Source organism: Terriglobus roseus DSM 18391 (assembly GCF_000265425.1).
In the GTDB taxonomy this organism is placed as follows: Bacteria; Acidobacteriota; Terriglobia; order Terriglobales; family Acidobacteriaceae; genus Terriglobus; species Terriglobus roseus.
The window spans coordinates 586937-600660 of sequence record NC_018014.1 but is presented as its reverse complement, the minus strand read 5'-3'; the positions used below and the strand labels follow the sequence as shown (position 1 = coordinate 600660).

Here is a 13724-nt window from a genome sequence, read left to right as displayed (position 1 = left end):
TTCGCGATCCGCGCGACCAGCCCAACGCTGAAGTCTCCAACAAGACAAAACGCGATCCATCACCAAAGCCAGCCAACCCCGACAACCCGACAAAAACAATCCCGAACCATAGCCCCGCGTCCCCGCACACCGCATCTCACGTCATCAGGAGATACGCACCATGAAAGCTTTTCCCTGGTTGTTAGCAGGTCTTACCATCGGCGCGGCCGCCGCTGTCATCGCTGTTCTGAATGAGTCCGCACCCGCATACGCCGACGGAGACGTAGAGCGCGCCGCCAACAAGGCAGGCGCATGGGGCGCCAAGCAGCGCGTAACCGGCACCGGCGGAAGCCTGCTCGGCTCAGCCAAGCAGAAGATCGGCGAAGCCACCGGCAACTATGACCTCGCCGACGAAGGCGCAGGCGATCAGCTCGTAGGTCACGTCAAGGACGCAGCCGGCAAGGTAGCCAGCGGCGTAAGCGATGTGCTGAAGGACATCAACCGCTCGTAAGTTTGCCGCGTGCCAGCAGCAAGACGGAGGAGCAGGGGCCTTCAGGCCCCTGAATGAACCAACGTTTCGACGGGGCTTTAGCCTCGGGTTCCTCCCGGTGCAGCGATACGATCCCGGTGCCCCATTCTTTCGCAGGCTTTACCGCGAAAGGGTGGGGTATTCGCGCGTAGGCGCGAACACTTACTTCACAACCACCTTCGCGCCCTCTTCCTTCACAATCGCCTCACCGCTCGCCGGCTTCACCACCACATCCTGCATCGTCACCTCCGCATTGCGGATCTGCAGCCCCTTCTCGCCGCTGATGCTGATCTTCGTCAGCGTCAGGTTCTGGATCGGGTACTCGGGAATACCGATGATGATGGCGTCCTTAGCCCCCGTAGCCGTAATGTTCTCGAGCGAAATGTCATGGAAGCGTGGCGTGTGCGCGTCGACAGCCTTCGCCGTATCCGTACCGGCAGCAGGCCACTTTGGGTAATACTCGGTGATCTGGATCGGCTGGCCCACACCCGTCATCTGGATGTTCTTGTAGTGCAGATCATGGATGTCGTTGCCGCGGGTGCGATTGCTCTTGATCCGCACGCCCGCATCGGTATTCTCCATCACGATATTTTCAACTCGCACATCGCTGATGCCGCCCGCGAGTTCGCTGCCGACCGACAGACCATGGCCATGACGAAAGATGCTGTCGTGGATATAGACATGCTCCACCGGCCCGATCTTCGGGTCACGTTCCACCAGTCCGCTCTTGAGAGCAATGTCGTCATCACCGGTATCGATGTCGACATACGAGATCTCAATGTTCTTCGACGAGAACGGATCGATACCATCCGTGTTCGGCCCCGTCTTCGCCGGATTCCGAATGATCGTGTGATCGATCTTGATGCCGTCGCAAAAGAAGAACGTCAGGTTGTACATCGGTGAGTTCTGCAGCGTGATGTGGTCGAACGTCAGGTGCTGCGACTCCGTGATGTCGACCAGCATCGGCCGCGGGTAACCGCCGCTGCCACTCGTGTCATTCGGCACGCGATGCGTCCGCGCCATCTCCCAGAAAATATCGCCGGAGCCGTCGATGATGCCGCCCTCCGTCTTCCCGCCCGTAACCCGCAGGTTGCTGACGTGGTCCGCGTGCAGCAGCGCAACACGCCGCCACTTCGCGTCTTCACGCAATGGGTAGTCGTCGATATCCCGCGAACCCAGCAGCGTCGCGCCCTTGTCGATCTCGAGTGTCAGGTCGCTGCGCAGTGTCAGCGGTCCGGAGAGGAAGGTCCCGCCCTTCAGGATCACCGTCCCATGCTTGGGCGCACAGATCTCGATCGCCTTCTGAATGGCGGCCGTGTCCTTCGTCTTGCCATCGGCCTTCGCACCGTAAGCATGGGGATCACACACAGTTTGCGCGGCGACGGGAAGAGCAAATGAAACGGCGGCGAAAGCGGCGAGGACAACAGACTTCATCTTCATCATGCTCCAGACGATTCCGCTCCATCATAGCTGCCGCGTGCTTCCTGGCCCTGCAACAGCCAGACGCAGAAAAGCCCCCGCGCCTTGGCACGAGGGCTCACTTCCGTCGGTAAGTCGTTACGGCTGCGTCGGCTTTTTCGCAGAACCCGGCGACATCTCTGGCGTTGCACCCGGCATGCGGTCCCGATCCTGCGCCCAGTTGCTTAACAGGGAACGCACCACCACATCACCCACTCGGTACGCCGAATCCAGTGACGGCAGAAACGCACCGTACTTCGTGATCTTCGTCTCCGCCAGGCTCTCCGCGGCAGACAGGCCTTGGCGCTGCTGGTCATAGTTGCTCGCCGTGCGCAGGATCAGCACGCGCTTCGCATCCACCTTGCCCGCACGCTCCAGCCACGTCAGCGACTGCATCGTGCCGGTATCTTCCATGCCGCAGATTGCGTACGTACCCGCGCCGTTCGTCTGGTACTTCACCCAGTCGCGCGCCCACTGATTCAGCATCTTGCCATGCCAGAAGGTACCGGCCGACAGGTTATCGCCGCGCAGAACAAACGGCGGACGCTTCGCATTCTCGCCGGCAAAGTCCTGGCGACGCTCGCGGATCTCCGCCGTGTCCGGCAGCTTCACATTGCGGGTCAAACCATACGCCCAGTCGACCAGCCCCGTATTCAGGTGAAAGACAATACCGTTCTCGTCGGTGCGCGGCTCTTCGTACGGCGTGCTCTTACGAAGAGGAACATACCCCGTCTTCCAGTCCTTCGGAGCCTCGCGCGGATCGATCTCATGCGCAATGTCGCCGTCCACAATCCAGTCCGACCACACCGCCGATCCAAGCGATCCCACCTGCGGATCGATCCCGCCGATACCGGCAACCAGCCAATACGCATGCGTCAGATCGAAGCGGGGATCGGTGCCCAGCGCCATCACCGTTGCGGCAGCGCGAGCGGTACCAACACCGGTCACAATCCCTAGCACGCCATCGTCGTTCATCAGGGCATCGTGATACGCGGCAGGCAGGGCGAACCGCTTTGTCAGGTGCTCGCCCTCAACCCAGTGCTGGAACTCGCCGGGCATGTCACCGGTGTCGTTGCCCACCTCGAACATGGCCACCACGACCACCTTCACGGGGATCTTCGCAGGGGTCTGTGCGGCGGACGAGACAAACGGAGACGCGAGGGCCGCGGCAAGCAGCAAAAGAGAAAATGAGCGCATACCTCATGCTACCGCGTACCGTGCGAGCGAAGACAACCAGTAAGCCTTAGGCCTGTGCGAACGGCTCGCTGTACAGACCGTCGACCAGCTTCCGCGTGATGCCATAGCAGTCACACGCCGCCTCGGTAAGAGCCGGCCGGTCAACGATCTTTACCAGGCCGCGCCGATAGCCGATCATGCCCGAACGCTGCAACGTACCGGCCACCAGTGCAACGGTGGTACGGCGCGTTCCCAGCATCTGGGAGATGGCCTCCTGCGTCAGGCAAACCGTCTCGCTGTTCACGCGATCGGCGGCCGTCAGCAGCCAGCGCGCCAACCGCTCCGATGCCTGGTGCAGCTTGTTACAGCCGGCAATCTGATCCACCATCAGCATCTGCAACTGCAGCGCTTCAAGGATCCGGGAACGAAACTCTTCTGAATCAAGGAACAGCCGACGCAGGTCCGCGACGGCAACACGAAGTCCACCGCCGGCAACCTGCATAAAGCATTGCGAAAGTGGCGGTCGCGGTCCCAGCAGGGCGTGACCACCCGCGATACTCTCCGCGCCGATCATGCCGACCTCGGCAGAGCTGCCATCAGAGACGCTGACCACCACGGAGGCAACGCCGCCGGTAAGGAAATAGGCATACTGGCATGGCTCGCCAGAGGCATAGAGTACGGTGCCTTGCGGCAGATCCACGGTCCGCGCAAGTGCGAGGAGTTGTTTCCGCAGATCTGGCGAAAGTGCTTCAATCAAAACATTCGAACGCGCGGGCATCTGTCTGTCCTTGGGCCCCCGGGAACAAAGAACATGATGTCCGGTCCATTCCCAGTAACTCCCTGAGGATAGGACGGTTCATGTGTCTCCTGTACTTGCGGAAACTGTCTCCACGCGAATGTACGTTGCAACGCTATAGGGTTTCTGCCGCCTATCAGACATTCGCGCAACACGCAGAGATATGTTTGTCTCCACTGATGAAAAAAGCAACCGCGTTGTTGGCGCGGCCCGATCTCATCGGTGCAGGTTATCCAGTGAGCGCTTCGTCACCGCGTAGCATTCGCATGCCAGGCTGGTCAGTAGCGACCGGTCCAGGATCTTCACAACACCGCGGCGGTATTGGATCGCACCCTTATCTTGCAACTGGCCCGCCACCAGTACGACCGTACTGCGCTGCGTACCCAGCATCTCTGCCAGGAACTCCTGCGTCAGCCCCAGCGTCTCGCTCTCAATGCGATCCGCAACCATCAATATCCACCGCGCCAGGCGCGACTGCGCATCATGCAGCTTGTTACATGCGCCCGTCTGCGACGCGATCACCATCTGTTCCTGCACATACGACAGTACGATCCTGCGAAACTCGGGGACAGCCTCAAAGCAGTTGCGTGCAGCGGCTAGCGGCATGCGGTATCCCATACCCGCGATCTGCATAAAACACTCCACCTGCATCAACGCCGGCCCCAGCAGAGCGCTCGCTCCCACGATGCCTTCCTTGCCGCACATCCCCACCTCGGCAGAGCCACCATCGTTCATCGCAACCACTGCAGACGTCAGCCCGCCGGTCAGAAAGTAGAGATACTCCGGAATCTCCTGCGAACGAAACAGCGACGTACGGATCGGGAGATCAAGAAACGTAGCCGACGCCATCACCCGGTCGCGAATCTCCGCGGGCAGCTTGTCCATGAGAATATTGCCAATCGTCGAACTCATCGCTGTGAAGAAACTCCTTCCGACTACTCCTGAACGTCAGGTAGGCCACCCCGCGCAGACACCGCGCGGAAGCCAACAGACAAACAGATGACAGTTTGGGAAAAGAGGAAAGCTGGTAGCGAAGAGTTTTTGCGTCCAGCCTTACTGGTACAGCCGTTCGGTGATCTGCCGTGTGATGTCATAGCAGGTGCAGGCAGCTTCCGTCAGTCCGGCACGATTCGTAATTTTGACCATGCCCCGCCGGTAGTCGATCAAACCCGCACGCTGCAAAACGCCCGCCACCAACGCGACCGTTGTCCTCTGCGAACCCAGCATCTGCGCCAGATACTCCTGCGTCAGCCCAAGTGTATCGCTACCGGAACGGTCCGCAGCCGTCAGCAGCCAGCGCGAGAGCCGCGCCTCCGCCTCGTGCAGCTTGTTACACGCTGAGATCTGGCCGGAGATATTGATCTGGCTCTGCTGAAACTCTAGCACTCGGGTCCGGAACTCCTCATGGTCGTGGAACAGCACTTCCATCGCCTTCAACGGAACGCGAAGACCCGCGCCGGCAATCTGTACGATCGCATCCACAGCACTCGGTGCAGGTCCCAGCAGCGCATCGCCGCCCACCATGCCCTCGCGGCCAATCATCCCAACCTCAGCCGATCCACCCTCCGACATATGCACGACAAGCGACACCGCTCCGCGCAACAGAAAGTAGATATGGGTAGGTGTCTCATGCAAACGGTGGAGATGAATGCGCGCCGGCAAATCAACCGGCCGGGACGATGCAAGAATTAATTTCTGGACTGGTTCGGATAATTTATCAAGCAGACGATTACCTGTGACAGCCAAAGCACTTCCTCGCATCATGCCGCAAGGGAACGCATTGCGCTCAACACGGCATGACACCACCGGTTGATCCGAGCGATGCTCTTACACCTTAGTAGTGGCGAAGGACTTTAAGAGTTGTTCAGCCGACACAACTTCAACATACTGTGCTTCACGCAGTACTCATGTTCCAGTGTGTTCAGAAGGCGACAGACCGACCTTCTAACATCGGCCTACCTACAACCTTCAAGCCGCCACTAGACGCCCTTCTTCTGCGGCTCCCACACAAACTTATGCACCTGCAGCGACAGCCGCGCGGGCAGCCCGTCCGCCAGCATCCAGTCCACCAGCACGCGCCCATCCAGCTCCATATTGTCCGCCGTCCGCAGGATCGAAGGTGCCTTCAAAAACGCCGGCGACAACAAAATATGCCCCAGCGTTCCATCCGCAATCTTCCCCGCCAGATGCTCCCGGATAAAGTCCCGCGCAAACTCGTAATCCACGCGATCACGCAGCACAAACTTCACCTCGTCACGCACCGTCAGCGTATCCAGGTTCGACATCCGAAACGACCCGAAAGCGCTCCCGCTCCCCGGACACTTCACATCCACAATCTTGTGCACAGCCTTCGGCACATCGCCCAGCGGACGCTCGCCGCTCGTCTCCATCATCAGCGTGTACTTCGTCGCCTCATCCGCCAGCAGACGATCCATCAGCGGCAGCAGCTCACGCTCATGCAACATCGGCTCACCGCCCGTGAACTCGATCAGCGGACACGGCGCCAGCGCTTCGATCTGCGCCACCACCTCGTCCTCCGTAAACGGCTTGCCACCCGTAAACGTGTACTCCGAGTCGCACCACGCGCAACGCAGATTGCACCCCGCAAAGCGCACAAAGATACACGGGACGCCCGTAAACGACGACTCACCCTGCACCGATTTGTAAAGTTCTATCAGGCGCATCCGCTTACTCGTAGTACGTCGCCTGGCTCGTGTCCGTCTCGAAGATCGTGCTCTGCTTCACGCGCACACGGCCCTTCGTGATCTCGGTCAGCCGCGAGTTCGTCTCGTCGAAGAAGTACTTCGCCAGGTTCTCCGCCGACGGGTTCACCACGTCGAACGGCGCCAGCTCATTGATCATGTGGTGGTCCAGGTAATTCACCACCGGCTTCAGGATGTCTTTCAACACCTTGAAGTCCAGCAGCAGACCATTGCTCTCCAGCTCCGCACCCGCCAGCGTCACCAGCACGCGATAGTTGTGGCCGTGCGGGTTCTCGCACTTGCCGTAGTATTCGCGAAGAAAATGGCCGGATGAAAAGTGGGCCTCAACAGTAACTTCGTACATGATCTGTCCTGATGGATGCGCGTCGCCGCGGCAATGATTCGTGTGTTGTAAGTGTACCGGCCCAGCGCAGCGTGACCGTTCGGCTCTATCCGCGGCCGGAGTTCGGCGGTTCCGGAGGATTCATCTGAGCCCGGCGGCGGCGCTCAAACTCGCGGTGCACACCCGCCTGCCCGCCCGGTGTACGGCGGTCCGCCTGCTCAAACATCGACTGCAGCACGCCCAGCAGCGCCACCACAAGACCGATCAGCAACAGCACGATCCCGATCGTGCGCCAAAGGCTCGCCTCCGAAGGCGCACCCGGCTCATGCGCCAGACCAGTCACCGCCACCACGTAAGAGATCGTGGCAAACAGAACCAGAGTACCGGCGAGTATGTAGAGATTGCGGCTCAGCATGTCGGTTACGCGGCGGCAGCGCCGTTGTCGCCCATCGAATGCGCCCAGCCCTTGACCGTAGCAACCGATGGTAGCAGGAAGAAGATCGCCGTAAACACCAGCGTCGAAGCCAGGTCATTGCGGTAGAACGGCAGCGCCGCAACGTAGCACTGGGTCAGACCGGCTGCCGTGTGGTCATACATATTGCCGTTGAGCCACACCATGCCATTGCTCAGCAGGAAGAAGCTCGTCGAAGACGCCAGCGCAGCCACACCCACACGCAAAATTGTCTTGCGCTGCAACAGGGCAGACGCACCTAGGCACACAGCCGCATACCAGAGCCACGTCACAACATAGCCAGCGATGTGGAACGGATACCCGTACGCATAGACCGTCAGCCACCAATCCGTCGCCGCCAGTGCCGCCACGGCGACCAGCGCCATGGCCCGGTTCCGGCCGCGAAGGCTTGCGCCGAAGTAAAGCAGACCTGCGCCTACGCACGTCACGTTGCCGCCGGTGGTATGCAGCAGATGCGGCAACACGCGGCTGAGGACGGCGATAAGGAGCACGAGGAATGCCATACACATATTCTCCCACGCGGGCTCCAGGCTGCGGCGGCCTTATTTAGACGATCCGCCCGTGACCAGCCCGATTAGTGCGCGCCCTTCTGCTCGACGCCACCGAAATACGCCTCCTGCACCCGGCGATTCGCGTCCACCCACGCCTCCGCCGACAGCGGGGGCTCGCTCGAATGCATCCCCAGCACGTCATACCGGAACCGCAGATCGCTGAACGAAACATTTCGCAGAGCCGCCTCAGCCGGCGTCGGCGACAGTTCCGGATGCGTGTCGCCCACCGTCCCCGTATCCACCACCAGCGGAAACCTCGACCAGTCCAGGTAGATCTCGCCCAGCCAGCTTTGCTTCGCCGCCAGCGTTGCCAGCGTCACCTGCGGTTTGGCATAGATCTGCTGCGGATCCGTCTCGAACAGGTTCATCCGTGTGTCCACGGTGCCGCTCTGGAAGTTCTGCGGCGTCTCCACCACCACGTGCCACCGATAAGGATCAATGGGATAGGGATTCAACGACCGTCGCAGGATCCGCCCACCGCGAAACTCCTGCGCATCCACCACGGTGGCCGCGTCGCCCTGCTGAAGACTGCGGTAGAACCACAGCCCCGCCATCAGCACCAGCGCAACCGCTGACAGTGCCCTGCCCTGGTATCGCGGCCGCCGGATCCCCATCTCGCGATGCACCAGCGAGAACAGAAACGGCACCACCAGCGCCATCGAAAGCACCAGCAGCAGTAGCGGCTCCACAATGAAGACCAGGTCGCCCGAGTACCAGCGGGGATTAAACGGCGCAAACGGCCGAACGCCGTAGTTGTTCGTCCAGTCCAGCAGCAGGTGGCTTAACAGTGCCAGCAACGCCATGAAAAACAGCGCAGGCCAGCGTACCGGCGCCGGCTCCTCGACAGACCGCCGCTTCTTCCACTTCCGCCGCGTCGCGTGCAGCCCGTACAGAATGCCAACTACCGCCGCCGCCTGCAACGGCAGCGACCAAAGCGCATGAGTCCAGCCACGATGATGCTGAAAGTAAAGCAGCGGACCGCCCAGGCGATAGACAAAGTCGGCGTCCGGCAGCTCGGCTGCAATGACACACGCGGCGGTCGCGTAACGAGCCCGCGCCGGAAATCCAAGCGCACGCGAAAGACACGCGCCGGTCAACAGATGAGTGACTGGTTCCACGAGGCAAAGCATACACGGCAACAACAACGAACCGTCCGGTCGATCCCCTCAGGCTGCGGGAAGAAAGCCCACAATGGGCCAGCCATCGCCGTCCGAAAAGAACGGCCCGGCCGACCGCAGAAAGCCCTCAAAGAAGCTGATCGCGCGATACAGCCGGGACTTCACCGTCGGCATACGGATCCCCGTCACCTCCGCAATCTCACGCATCGTCAGGTCTTCATAGAAGTGCAGCATCAGCACCTCGCGATGGATCGGGTTCAGCTTCGCCATCGCCTCCGTCAGCGCAGCCGAACGCTCCAGCATGCCGATCTGGTCCAGCGGCGAAGGCCCCTGCGCCGCCAGGTCAAACGGTGTGGACCCATCCTCCGGCTGCATCAGCCCATCCAGTGACAGCAGCGACCGCCGGCGGAAGTAGTCCAGCGCACGGTTGCGTGCAATGGTAAAAAGCCACGCATCAAAACTCCCGCGGTCGTCATACTGGTGGCCGCGCTCCAGCACACGGATCCACGTCTCCTGGAAGATGTCTTCCGCCAAATCCGGCCTCCCGGTCATCGCAGTCAGGTACCGCATCAGCCGATGCTGGTACTGCGCAATCAACTCATCCAGCACGTCCGCATCGCGGCTCTTCAATCCCTGCGCAATGCGCTGGCGGTCTGACAGGTCGAACTCAGGCGGAACGCCCGCGGAAAAGAACGATAAGGAACGCGTGTGCATGCGATGAAGACCCCGGAAAGCCAGAAGCCTGCTTTACGATCTGGATACTACCATTCTGGAAGTATCTCGCTGCGGAATTATTTTATTTCGGGATAATTCACGGAAAACTGCCGCTTTCGCTTGGCAAGCAAGCCACGGCCTGCATAGGATGACCGTAGTGGCTACCCGAATCAAACCGTCCGCAGCCCCAACGGCGGCGACACCCGCCAACGACCAACTGCCACGCGAACTCATGTGCGCCATGGACGGCATGTTCCTCCGCATGCTCAAGCAGACCAGCGTGCAGGAGATGTCGCGGATGAACACCTCGCCGCATGAAAGCCGCGCACTCGGCACACTGCTGCGCCAGGGCCCGCTGCTGATGAGCGAACTCGCCAAGACCATGGAGATCCCGCTCAGCTCCGCCACCAACCTCGTCAATCGACTCGTCGAGAAGGGCCACGTCGCACGGGAACGGTCCGACGACGACCGCCGCATCGTCCGCGTCACGGTCTCCGCAAGCGGACGCCGGCTGATGGCGAAGCTCGATCAGTTCCGACTGGAAGCAAGCCGTCACGCACTCACGCGGCTCGACACCACCGAACAGCGGACACTCATCGCACTCCTGCGCAAGACCTCCGAATAAACCCCAATTTGTTAGTCTCGTTGCAAAGGGACAAACCATGGCCGAAACGACAAGTGCACTGCAAACCCCGCTGCCGCAACACGATGCATCGCACACACCGAAGCGTTACCTGGTGCTGGGTGCAACCTCCGGCATCGCCGAGGCGACCTGCCGAATCTGGGCAGCGCAGGGCGCGAACATCTTCCTGGTAGGCAGGTCTGAGAACAAGCTCCAGGCCATGGCCGCTGACCTTCGCGTCCGCGGCGCAGCCTATGTCGACATTGCGGTCGCTGACCTCGACAAGCTCGAAGACCACGCCAGCCTCATGGCCCATGCCATCACCCAACTCGGCGGTCTTGACGTCGCCTACCTCGCCTTCGGCATCCTCGGCGACCAGCCACAGGCAGAGGCAGACGCAGCCCACGCCGAGCAGATCCTCCACACCAACCTCACCGCGCCCGTCAGCATGCTCACCTGGCTCGCAAACTTCTGCGTCAAGCAGGGCCGCGGCACACTCGCCGTCCTCTCCTCCGTCGCCGGCGAGCGTGGCCGTAAGAGCAACTACGTCTACGGAGCCTCCAAGGCAGGCCTCACCGCCTTCGTCGACGGCCTCCGCAATCGCATCGACCGCGAAGGCGTCGCCGTACTCACCATCAAGCCCGGCCCGGTGAAAACCGCCATGACCGCAGGCATGAAGGGCAACGAAAAGTTCGCGGACGTCAACGAAGTCGCCAAATCCATCGCAGATGCCATCGCCAAAGGCGAAGGCGGCGTCATGTATGTCCCAGCCAAGTGGCGCCCCATCATGGCCGTAATCCGCGCCATCCCAGACTCCATGTTCAAAAAACTAAACCTCTGATCAAACCAGACAGCAAAGAGAGGGCACCCAGACCGGGTGCCCCATTCTTTGCGAAGCAAAGGGTGGGTTATCGCGCAAAGCGCGACCTCTCTCCATCACCCAGAAACCGGGTGCCCCATTCATGCGCGCTCTTCGCGCATGAGTGGGTTAACCACCACAGATGTCCCCGTCCGGAAGATGTGCGAACCGCATACCCCATCGCGCAAAGCGCGACAGGAGAAAGCAGGGCCCTTCAGGGCCCTGAAGAAATCCCATACGACCAAAGGGCTTTAGCCCCGGCCGGATGCCATCCCAAATCACAGGACCAGCACAACCTAACGGTTATCAATCTCCGACAACCGCCGAGCCACCGCATGCCCCAACGCAGGCACATGCCCAACCAACCCAAGCACAACCTCCCGAATCGTCTGCAACACCGGCGAAGACGTCGTCGCCACCTTGGTAATCATGTCCGTCGTATTCACGACCGACCGCGCAATCTTCAAGCGCTCCGTCTCCCACTTGGCAATGCCGCTCTCATCCCCGGTCGTGATCGCCTGGTGCAACGCCGCAGCAAGCGTGACCGCATCCTGCACACCCGTGTTCATCCCCTGCCCGCCCGCCGGCGAATGGACGTGCGCAGCATCACCCGCGATCAGGATGCGACCCTGCCGAAGCTTCCGCGCAACACGGTGCTGAATCCGATACCGCGAAGACCAGTGGACCGTATGCACCACCGCACCCGGGATCGTCCGCTCATCCAGGATCCGCTGACAATCCGCAATCGTCGGATGCTTCGGCGCGTTATCCAGCGTGGCAATGATCCGGTAGCGACCGCCCGGCAGCGGCACCACCAGCGACAAACCAGCCGCATGCAGAAACAGCTCCATCGCCTCCGCGCCCAGTGGCCAGTCCATCTCCACATCCGCAAGGATGAAGCTCTCCTCGTATTCCCCACCTTCGAACGCAATCCCCGCAGCCTGCCGCACGTTGCTGTGCAGGCCGTCGCACCCAACCACCCACCGCGCCGCAATGTCCTGCACCAGCACACCCGCCGCCGTATAGGTCAGCGTCACAGACTCCGGCGTATGTGCCAGCGATGTCACATCGATGCAGCGAGTCACCGCTCCGCCCAGCTCCTGCAGCCGCTGCGTCAGCACCGACTCCGTGCGGTCCTGCGTGCAGACCAGCGCAAAACTGTAGGCCGTCGGCAGATCGTCAAAGCTGATCGTTGCTTTGATCTCACCACCCTCGCGCAGGTTCCCCTTGTGCAGGATCAGGCCGTTGTCGATCAGCCGCTGCGAAACACCAAGCGGCTCCAGCACCTCCAGCGTCCGAGCATGCACCACCGTGGCGCGCGAAGTCGTCGCTACGTACGACTCCTTCTCAAACAGCAAAGCATTCACGCCCAGCCGGCGTAGCTCCGCGGCCAGTGCCAGCCCGGTCGGCCCGGCACCCACGATGACGACATCCTGAACTCTTGCGGCCATGACAACGCTTCCTTCCAGCGTGCTGCGTTGGATGCAGCGTGAAACTCCGGGGACCAGCGCGACACTCGGCGGCGCTGCGGAGGGGATTTACTCTCAACAAGATGCAGCTTCCAGCAGGCGGGATTCGTCCACCCTCGCCATCGCAGCATCACAAAAGTGGTACGCGTCGCGCGCCACGCCCCTGCAACCTGCGTCTGCCGCCCGCCGTCCATTCTGTTGCATGCTTCGAGTACATTCCATTCTGATACTGGCGCTGGCCGGTACTGCGGCCGCACAGGCGGCAACCGGCGGCACACAAGCCCCTGCGCCCACCGCGGCCAGCCCCACGGCAACCGCGCCACAGTCATCCGGGACGGCAGCACCGAACTCTGCGCCCAGATCGCGCAGGCCGCCAAGCATCACCGGCGTACCCCGCTATCGCGCCGGCATGCGCGGCCCCCGCGGGACGACTGCCCCCGCCGCAACCGCCGCAATCGAAACGATAGGCGCCACCGACGGCATCGGCAGCCCCAACACCAGCGTGTCTCTGCCTGGTATCGCCAGCTTCAAAAACGCACCCGGCATCACTCCCGGAGCGCCGATTCATGTGCGCCTGCAATCGTCGGTCGACAGCGGCCACGCAAAAAACGGGGACACCCTCCGCGGCACACTCGTTGAACCGATAGGCGAAGCTCCGGCAGGTGCGCCCGTCGAACTGACCGTGGTCGCAACCGCAGCCGCAGGGCAGATGACCAGTGCCGGCGAACTCAGCGTCCAGGTCATCAGGATCAACGGAGTACCCGTCCTCTCCCAGGTCGTAACCGCCACCGGCCAGGAAGGCAAGAAAGTCATCCCGGACGCCGCCCCCGAACGAGGCACCGAAGCAATCCTGACCCCGGACAAGCCGATCACCCTGCCCGCCGCCTAGCAACATCTTAAGATCGGGTGGCCCATGATCTACAGATTGGGTGCCCC

At 61.5% G+C, this 13724-nt stretch carries 16 protein-coding genes; 4 read left to right on the top strand and 12 right to left on the bottom strand.

Going from position 1 to position 13724, the window contains the following annotated elements; genetic code table 11:
• The first annotated feature begins 160 nt into the window (after nt 1-160).
• Complete coding sequence (locus TERRO_RS23505) at nt 161-490, top strand: CsbD family protein (protein ID WP_014784443.1); 330 nt, start codon at nt 161-163, stop codon at nt 488-490.
• A gap of 180 nt (nt 491-670) precedes the next feature.
• On the opposite strand, the gene TERRO_RS02585 is transcribed toward TERRO_RS23505, so the two are convergent.
• From TERRO_RS02585 to TERRO_RS02535, 11 genes are all read right to left on the bottom strand, one after another.
• Nucleotides 671-1942 (bottom strand): glycoside hydrolase family 28 protein, encoded by a 1272-nt coding sequence (locus tag TERRO_RS02585; RefSeq protein ID WP_014784442.1) that lies wholly within the window; start codon nt 1940-1942, stop codon nt 671-673.
• A 123-nt stretch (nt 1943-2065) separates the two neighbouring features.
• Nucleotides 2066-3163: a purine nucleoside permease gene (locus tag TERRO_RS02580; RefSeq protein ID WP_014784441.1), complete on the bottom strand. Its 1098-nt coding sequence runs from the start codon at nt 3161-3163 to the stop codon at nt 2066-2068.
• 46 nt (nt 3164-3209) lie between these two features.
• Nucleotides 3210-3920 carry a Crp/Fnr family transcriptional regulator gene (locus tag TERRO_RS02575; RefSeq protein ID WP_014784440.1) on the bottom strand — a complete coding sequence of 237 codons (711 nt, stop codon included), beginning with the start codon at nt 3918-3920 and terminating at the stop codon, nt 3210-3212.
• A gap of 234 nt (nt 3921-4154) precedes the next feature.
• Nucleotides 4155-4850 carry a Crp/Fnr family transcriptional regulator gene (locus TERRO_RS02570; protein ID WP_014784439.1) on the bottom strand — a complete coding sequence of 232 codons (696 nt, stop codon included), beginning with the start codon at nt 4848-4850 and terminating at the stop codon, nt 4155-4157.
• Nucleotides 4851-4991: 141 nt separating this feature from the next.
• The gene (locus TERRO_RS02565; RefSeq protein WP_245536196.1) at nt 4992-5573 is read right to left on the bottom strand and encodes a Crp/Fnr family transcriptional regulator; all 582 of its coding nucleotides are present in this window, start codon (nt 5571-5573) and stop codon (nt 4992-4994) included.
• A gap of 344 nt (nt 5574-5917) precedes the next feature.
• Nucleotides 5918-6622, bottom strand: a complete 705-nt coding sequence (locus tag TERRO_RS02560; RefSeq protein WP_014784437.1) for a 7-carboxy-7-deazaguanine synthase QueE — start codon at nt 6620-6622, stop codon at nt 5918-5920.
• A gap of 4 nt (nt 6623-6626) precedes the next feature.
• Entirely contained in the window at nt 6627-7004 is a 378-nt protein-coding gene (queD, locus tag TERRO_RS02555) for a 6-carboxytetrahydropterin synthase QueD (protein ID WP_014784436.1), read from the bottom strand.
• Between the two features lie 85 nt (nt 7005-7089).
• Nucleotides 7090-7398, bottom strand: a complete 309-nt coding sequence (locus TERRO_RS02550; protein ID WP_014784435.1) for a hypothetical protein — start codon at nt 7396-7398, stop codon at nt 7090-7092.
• Between the two features lie 5 nt (nt 7399-7403).
• Nucleotides 7404-7958: a DUF6580 family putative transport protein gene (locus TERRO_RS02545; protein WP_014784434.1), complete on the bottom strand. Its 555-nt coding sequence runs from the start codon at nt 7956-7958 to the stop codon at nt 7404-7406.
• A 71-nt stretch (nt 7959-8029) separates the two neighbouring features.
• Entirely contained in the window at nt 8030-9124 is a 1095-nt protein-coding gene (locus tag TERRO_RS02540; protein WP_081490706.1) for a metal-dependent hydrolase, read from the bottom strand.
• Between the two features lie 48 nt (nt 9125-9172).
• Entirely contained in the window at nt 9173-9838 is a 666-nt protein-coding gene (locus TERRO_RS02535) for an RNA polymerase sigma factor (RefSeq protein ID WP_014784432.1), read from the bottom strand.
• Nucleotides 9839-9995: 157 nt separating this feature from the next.
• Between TERRO_RS02535 and TERRO_RS02530 the strand changes: the two genes are divergently transcribed.
• Both TERRO_RS02530 and TERRO_RS02525 read left to right on the top strand, forming a co-directional pair.
• On the top strand, nt 9996-10463 hold the full coding sequence (locus TERRO_RS02530; RefSeq protein WP_014784431.1) for a MarR family winged helix-turn-helix transcriptional regulator: 468 nt from the start codon (nt 9996-9998) through the stop codon (nt 10461-10463).
• Nucleotides 10464-10500: 37 nt separating this feature from the next.
• Nucleotides 10501-11301 (top strand): SDR family oxidoreductase, encoded by an 801-nt coding sequence (locus TERRO_RS02525; RefSeq protein ID WP_014784430.1) that lies wholly within the window; start codon nt 10501-10503, stop codon nt 11299-11301.
• A 314-nt stretch (nt 11302-11615) separates the two neighbouring features.
• Here TERRO_RS02525 and TERRO_RS02520 read toward each other — a convergent pair whose 3' ends face one another.
• On the bottom strand, nt 11616-12770 hold the full coding sequence (locus TERRO_RS02520) for an FAD-dependent oxidoreductase (protein ID WP_014784429.1): 1155 nt from the start codon (nt 12768-12770) through the stop codon (nt 11616-11618).
• Nucleotides 12771-12990: 220 nt separating this feature from the next.
• On the opposite strand from TERRO_RS02520, the gene TERRO_RS02515 reads away from it, so the two are divergent.
• Nucleotides 12991-13677, top strand: a complete 687-nt coding sequence (locus tag TERRO_RS02515; RefSeq protein ID WP_014784428.1) for a hypothetical protein — start codon at nt 12991-12993, stop codon at nt 13675-13677.
• The last annotated feature ends 47 nt before the right edge of the window (nt 13678-13724 follow it).

Excerpts from the sequence above, each read along its gene's own strand:
- TERRO_RS23505 (WP_014784443.1), top strand. The coding sequence starts at position 161 with ATGAAAGCTTTTCCCTGGTTGTTAGCAGGTCTTACCATCGGCGCGGCC.
- TERRO_RS02585 (WP_014784442.1), bottom strand. The coding sequence starts at position 1,942 with ATGAAGTCTGTTGTCCTCGCCGCTTTCGCCGCCGTTTCATTTGCTCTT.
- TERRO_RS02580 (WP_014784441.1), bottom strand. The coding sequence starts at position 3,163 with ATGCGCTCATTTTCTCTTTTGCTGCTTGCCGCGGCCCTCGCGTCTCCG.
- TERRO_RS02575 (WP_014784440.1), bottom strand. The coding sequence starts at position 3,920 with ATGCCCGCGCGTTCGAATGTTTTGATTGAAGCACTTTCGCCAGATCTG.
- TERRO_RS02570 (WP_014784439.1), bottom strand. The coding sequence starts at position 4,850 with ATGAGTTCGACGATTGGCAATATTCTCATGGACAAGCTGCCCGCGGAG.
- TERRO_RS02560 (WP_014784437.1), bottom strand. The coding sequence starts at position 6,622 with ATGCGCCTGATAGAACTTTACAAATCGGTGCAGGGTGAGTCGTCGTTT.
- queD (WP_014784436.1), bottom strand. The coding sequence starts at position 7,004 with ATGTACGAAGTTACTGTTGAGGCCCACTTTTCATCCGGCCATTTTCTT.
- TERRO_RS02550 (WP_014784435.1), bottom strand. The coding sequence starts at position 7,398 with ATGCTGAGCCGCAATCTCTACATACTCGCCGGTACTCTGGTTCTGTTT.
- TERRO_RS02545 (WP_014784434.1), bottom strand. The coding sequence starts at position 7,958 with ATGGCATTCCTCGTGCTCCTTATCGCCGTCCTCAGCCGCGTGTTGCCG.
- TERRO_RS02535 (WP_014784432.1), bottom strand. The coding sequence starts at position 9,838 with ATGCACACGCGTTCCTTATCGTTCTTTTCCGCGGGCGTTCCGCCTGAG.
- TERRO_RS02525 (WP_014784430.1), top strand. The coding sequence starts at position 10,501 with ATGGCCGAAACGACAAGTGCACTGCAAACCCCGCTGCCGCAACACGAT.
- TERRO_RS02520 (WP_014784429.1), bottom strand. The coding sequence starts at position 12,770 with ATGGCCGCAAGAGTTCAGGATGTCGTCATCGTGGGTGCCGGGCCGACC.
- TERRO_RS02515 (WP_014784428.1), top strand. The coding sequence starts at position 12,991 with ATGCTTCGAGTACATTCCATTCTGATACTGGCGCTGGCCGGTACTGCG.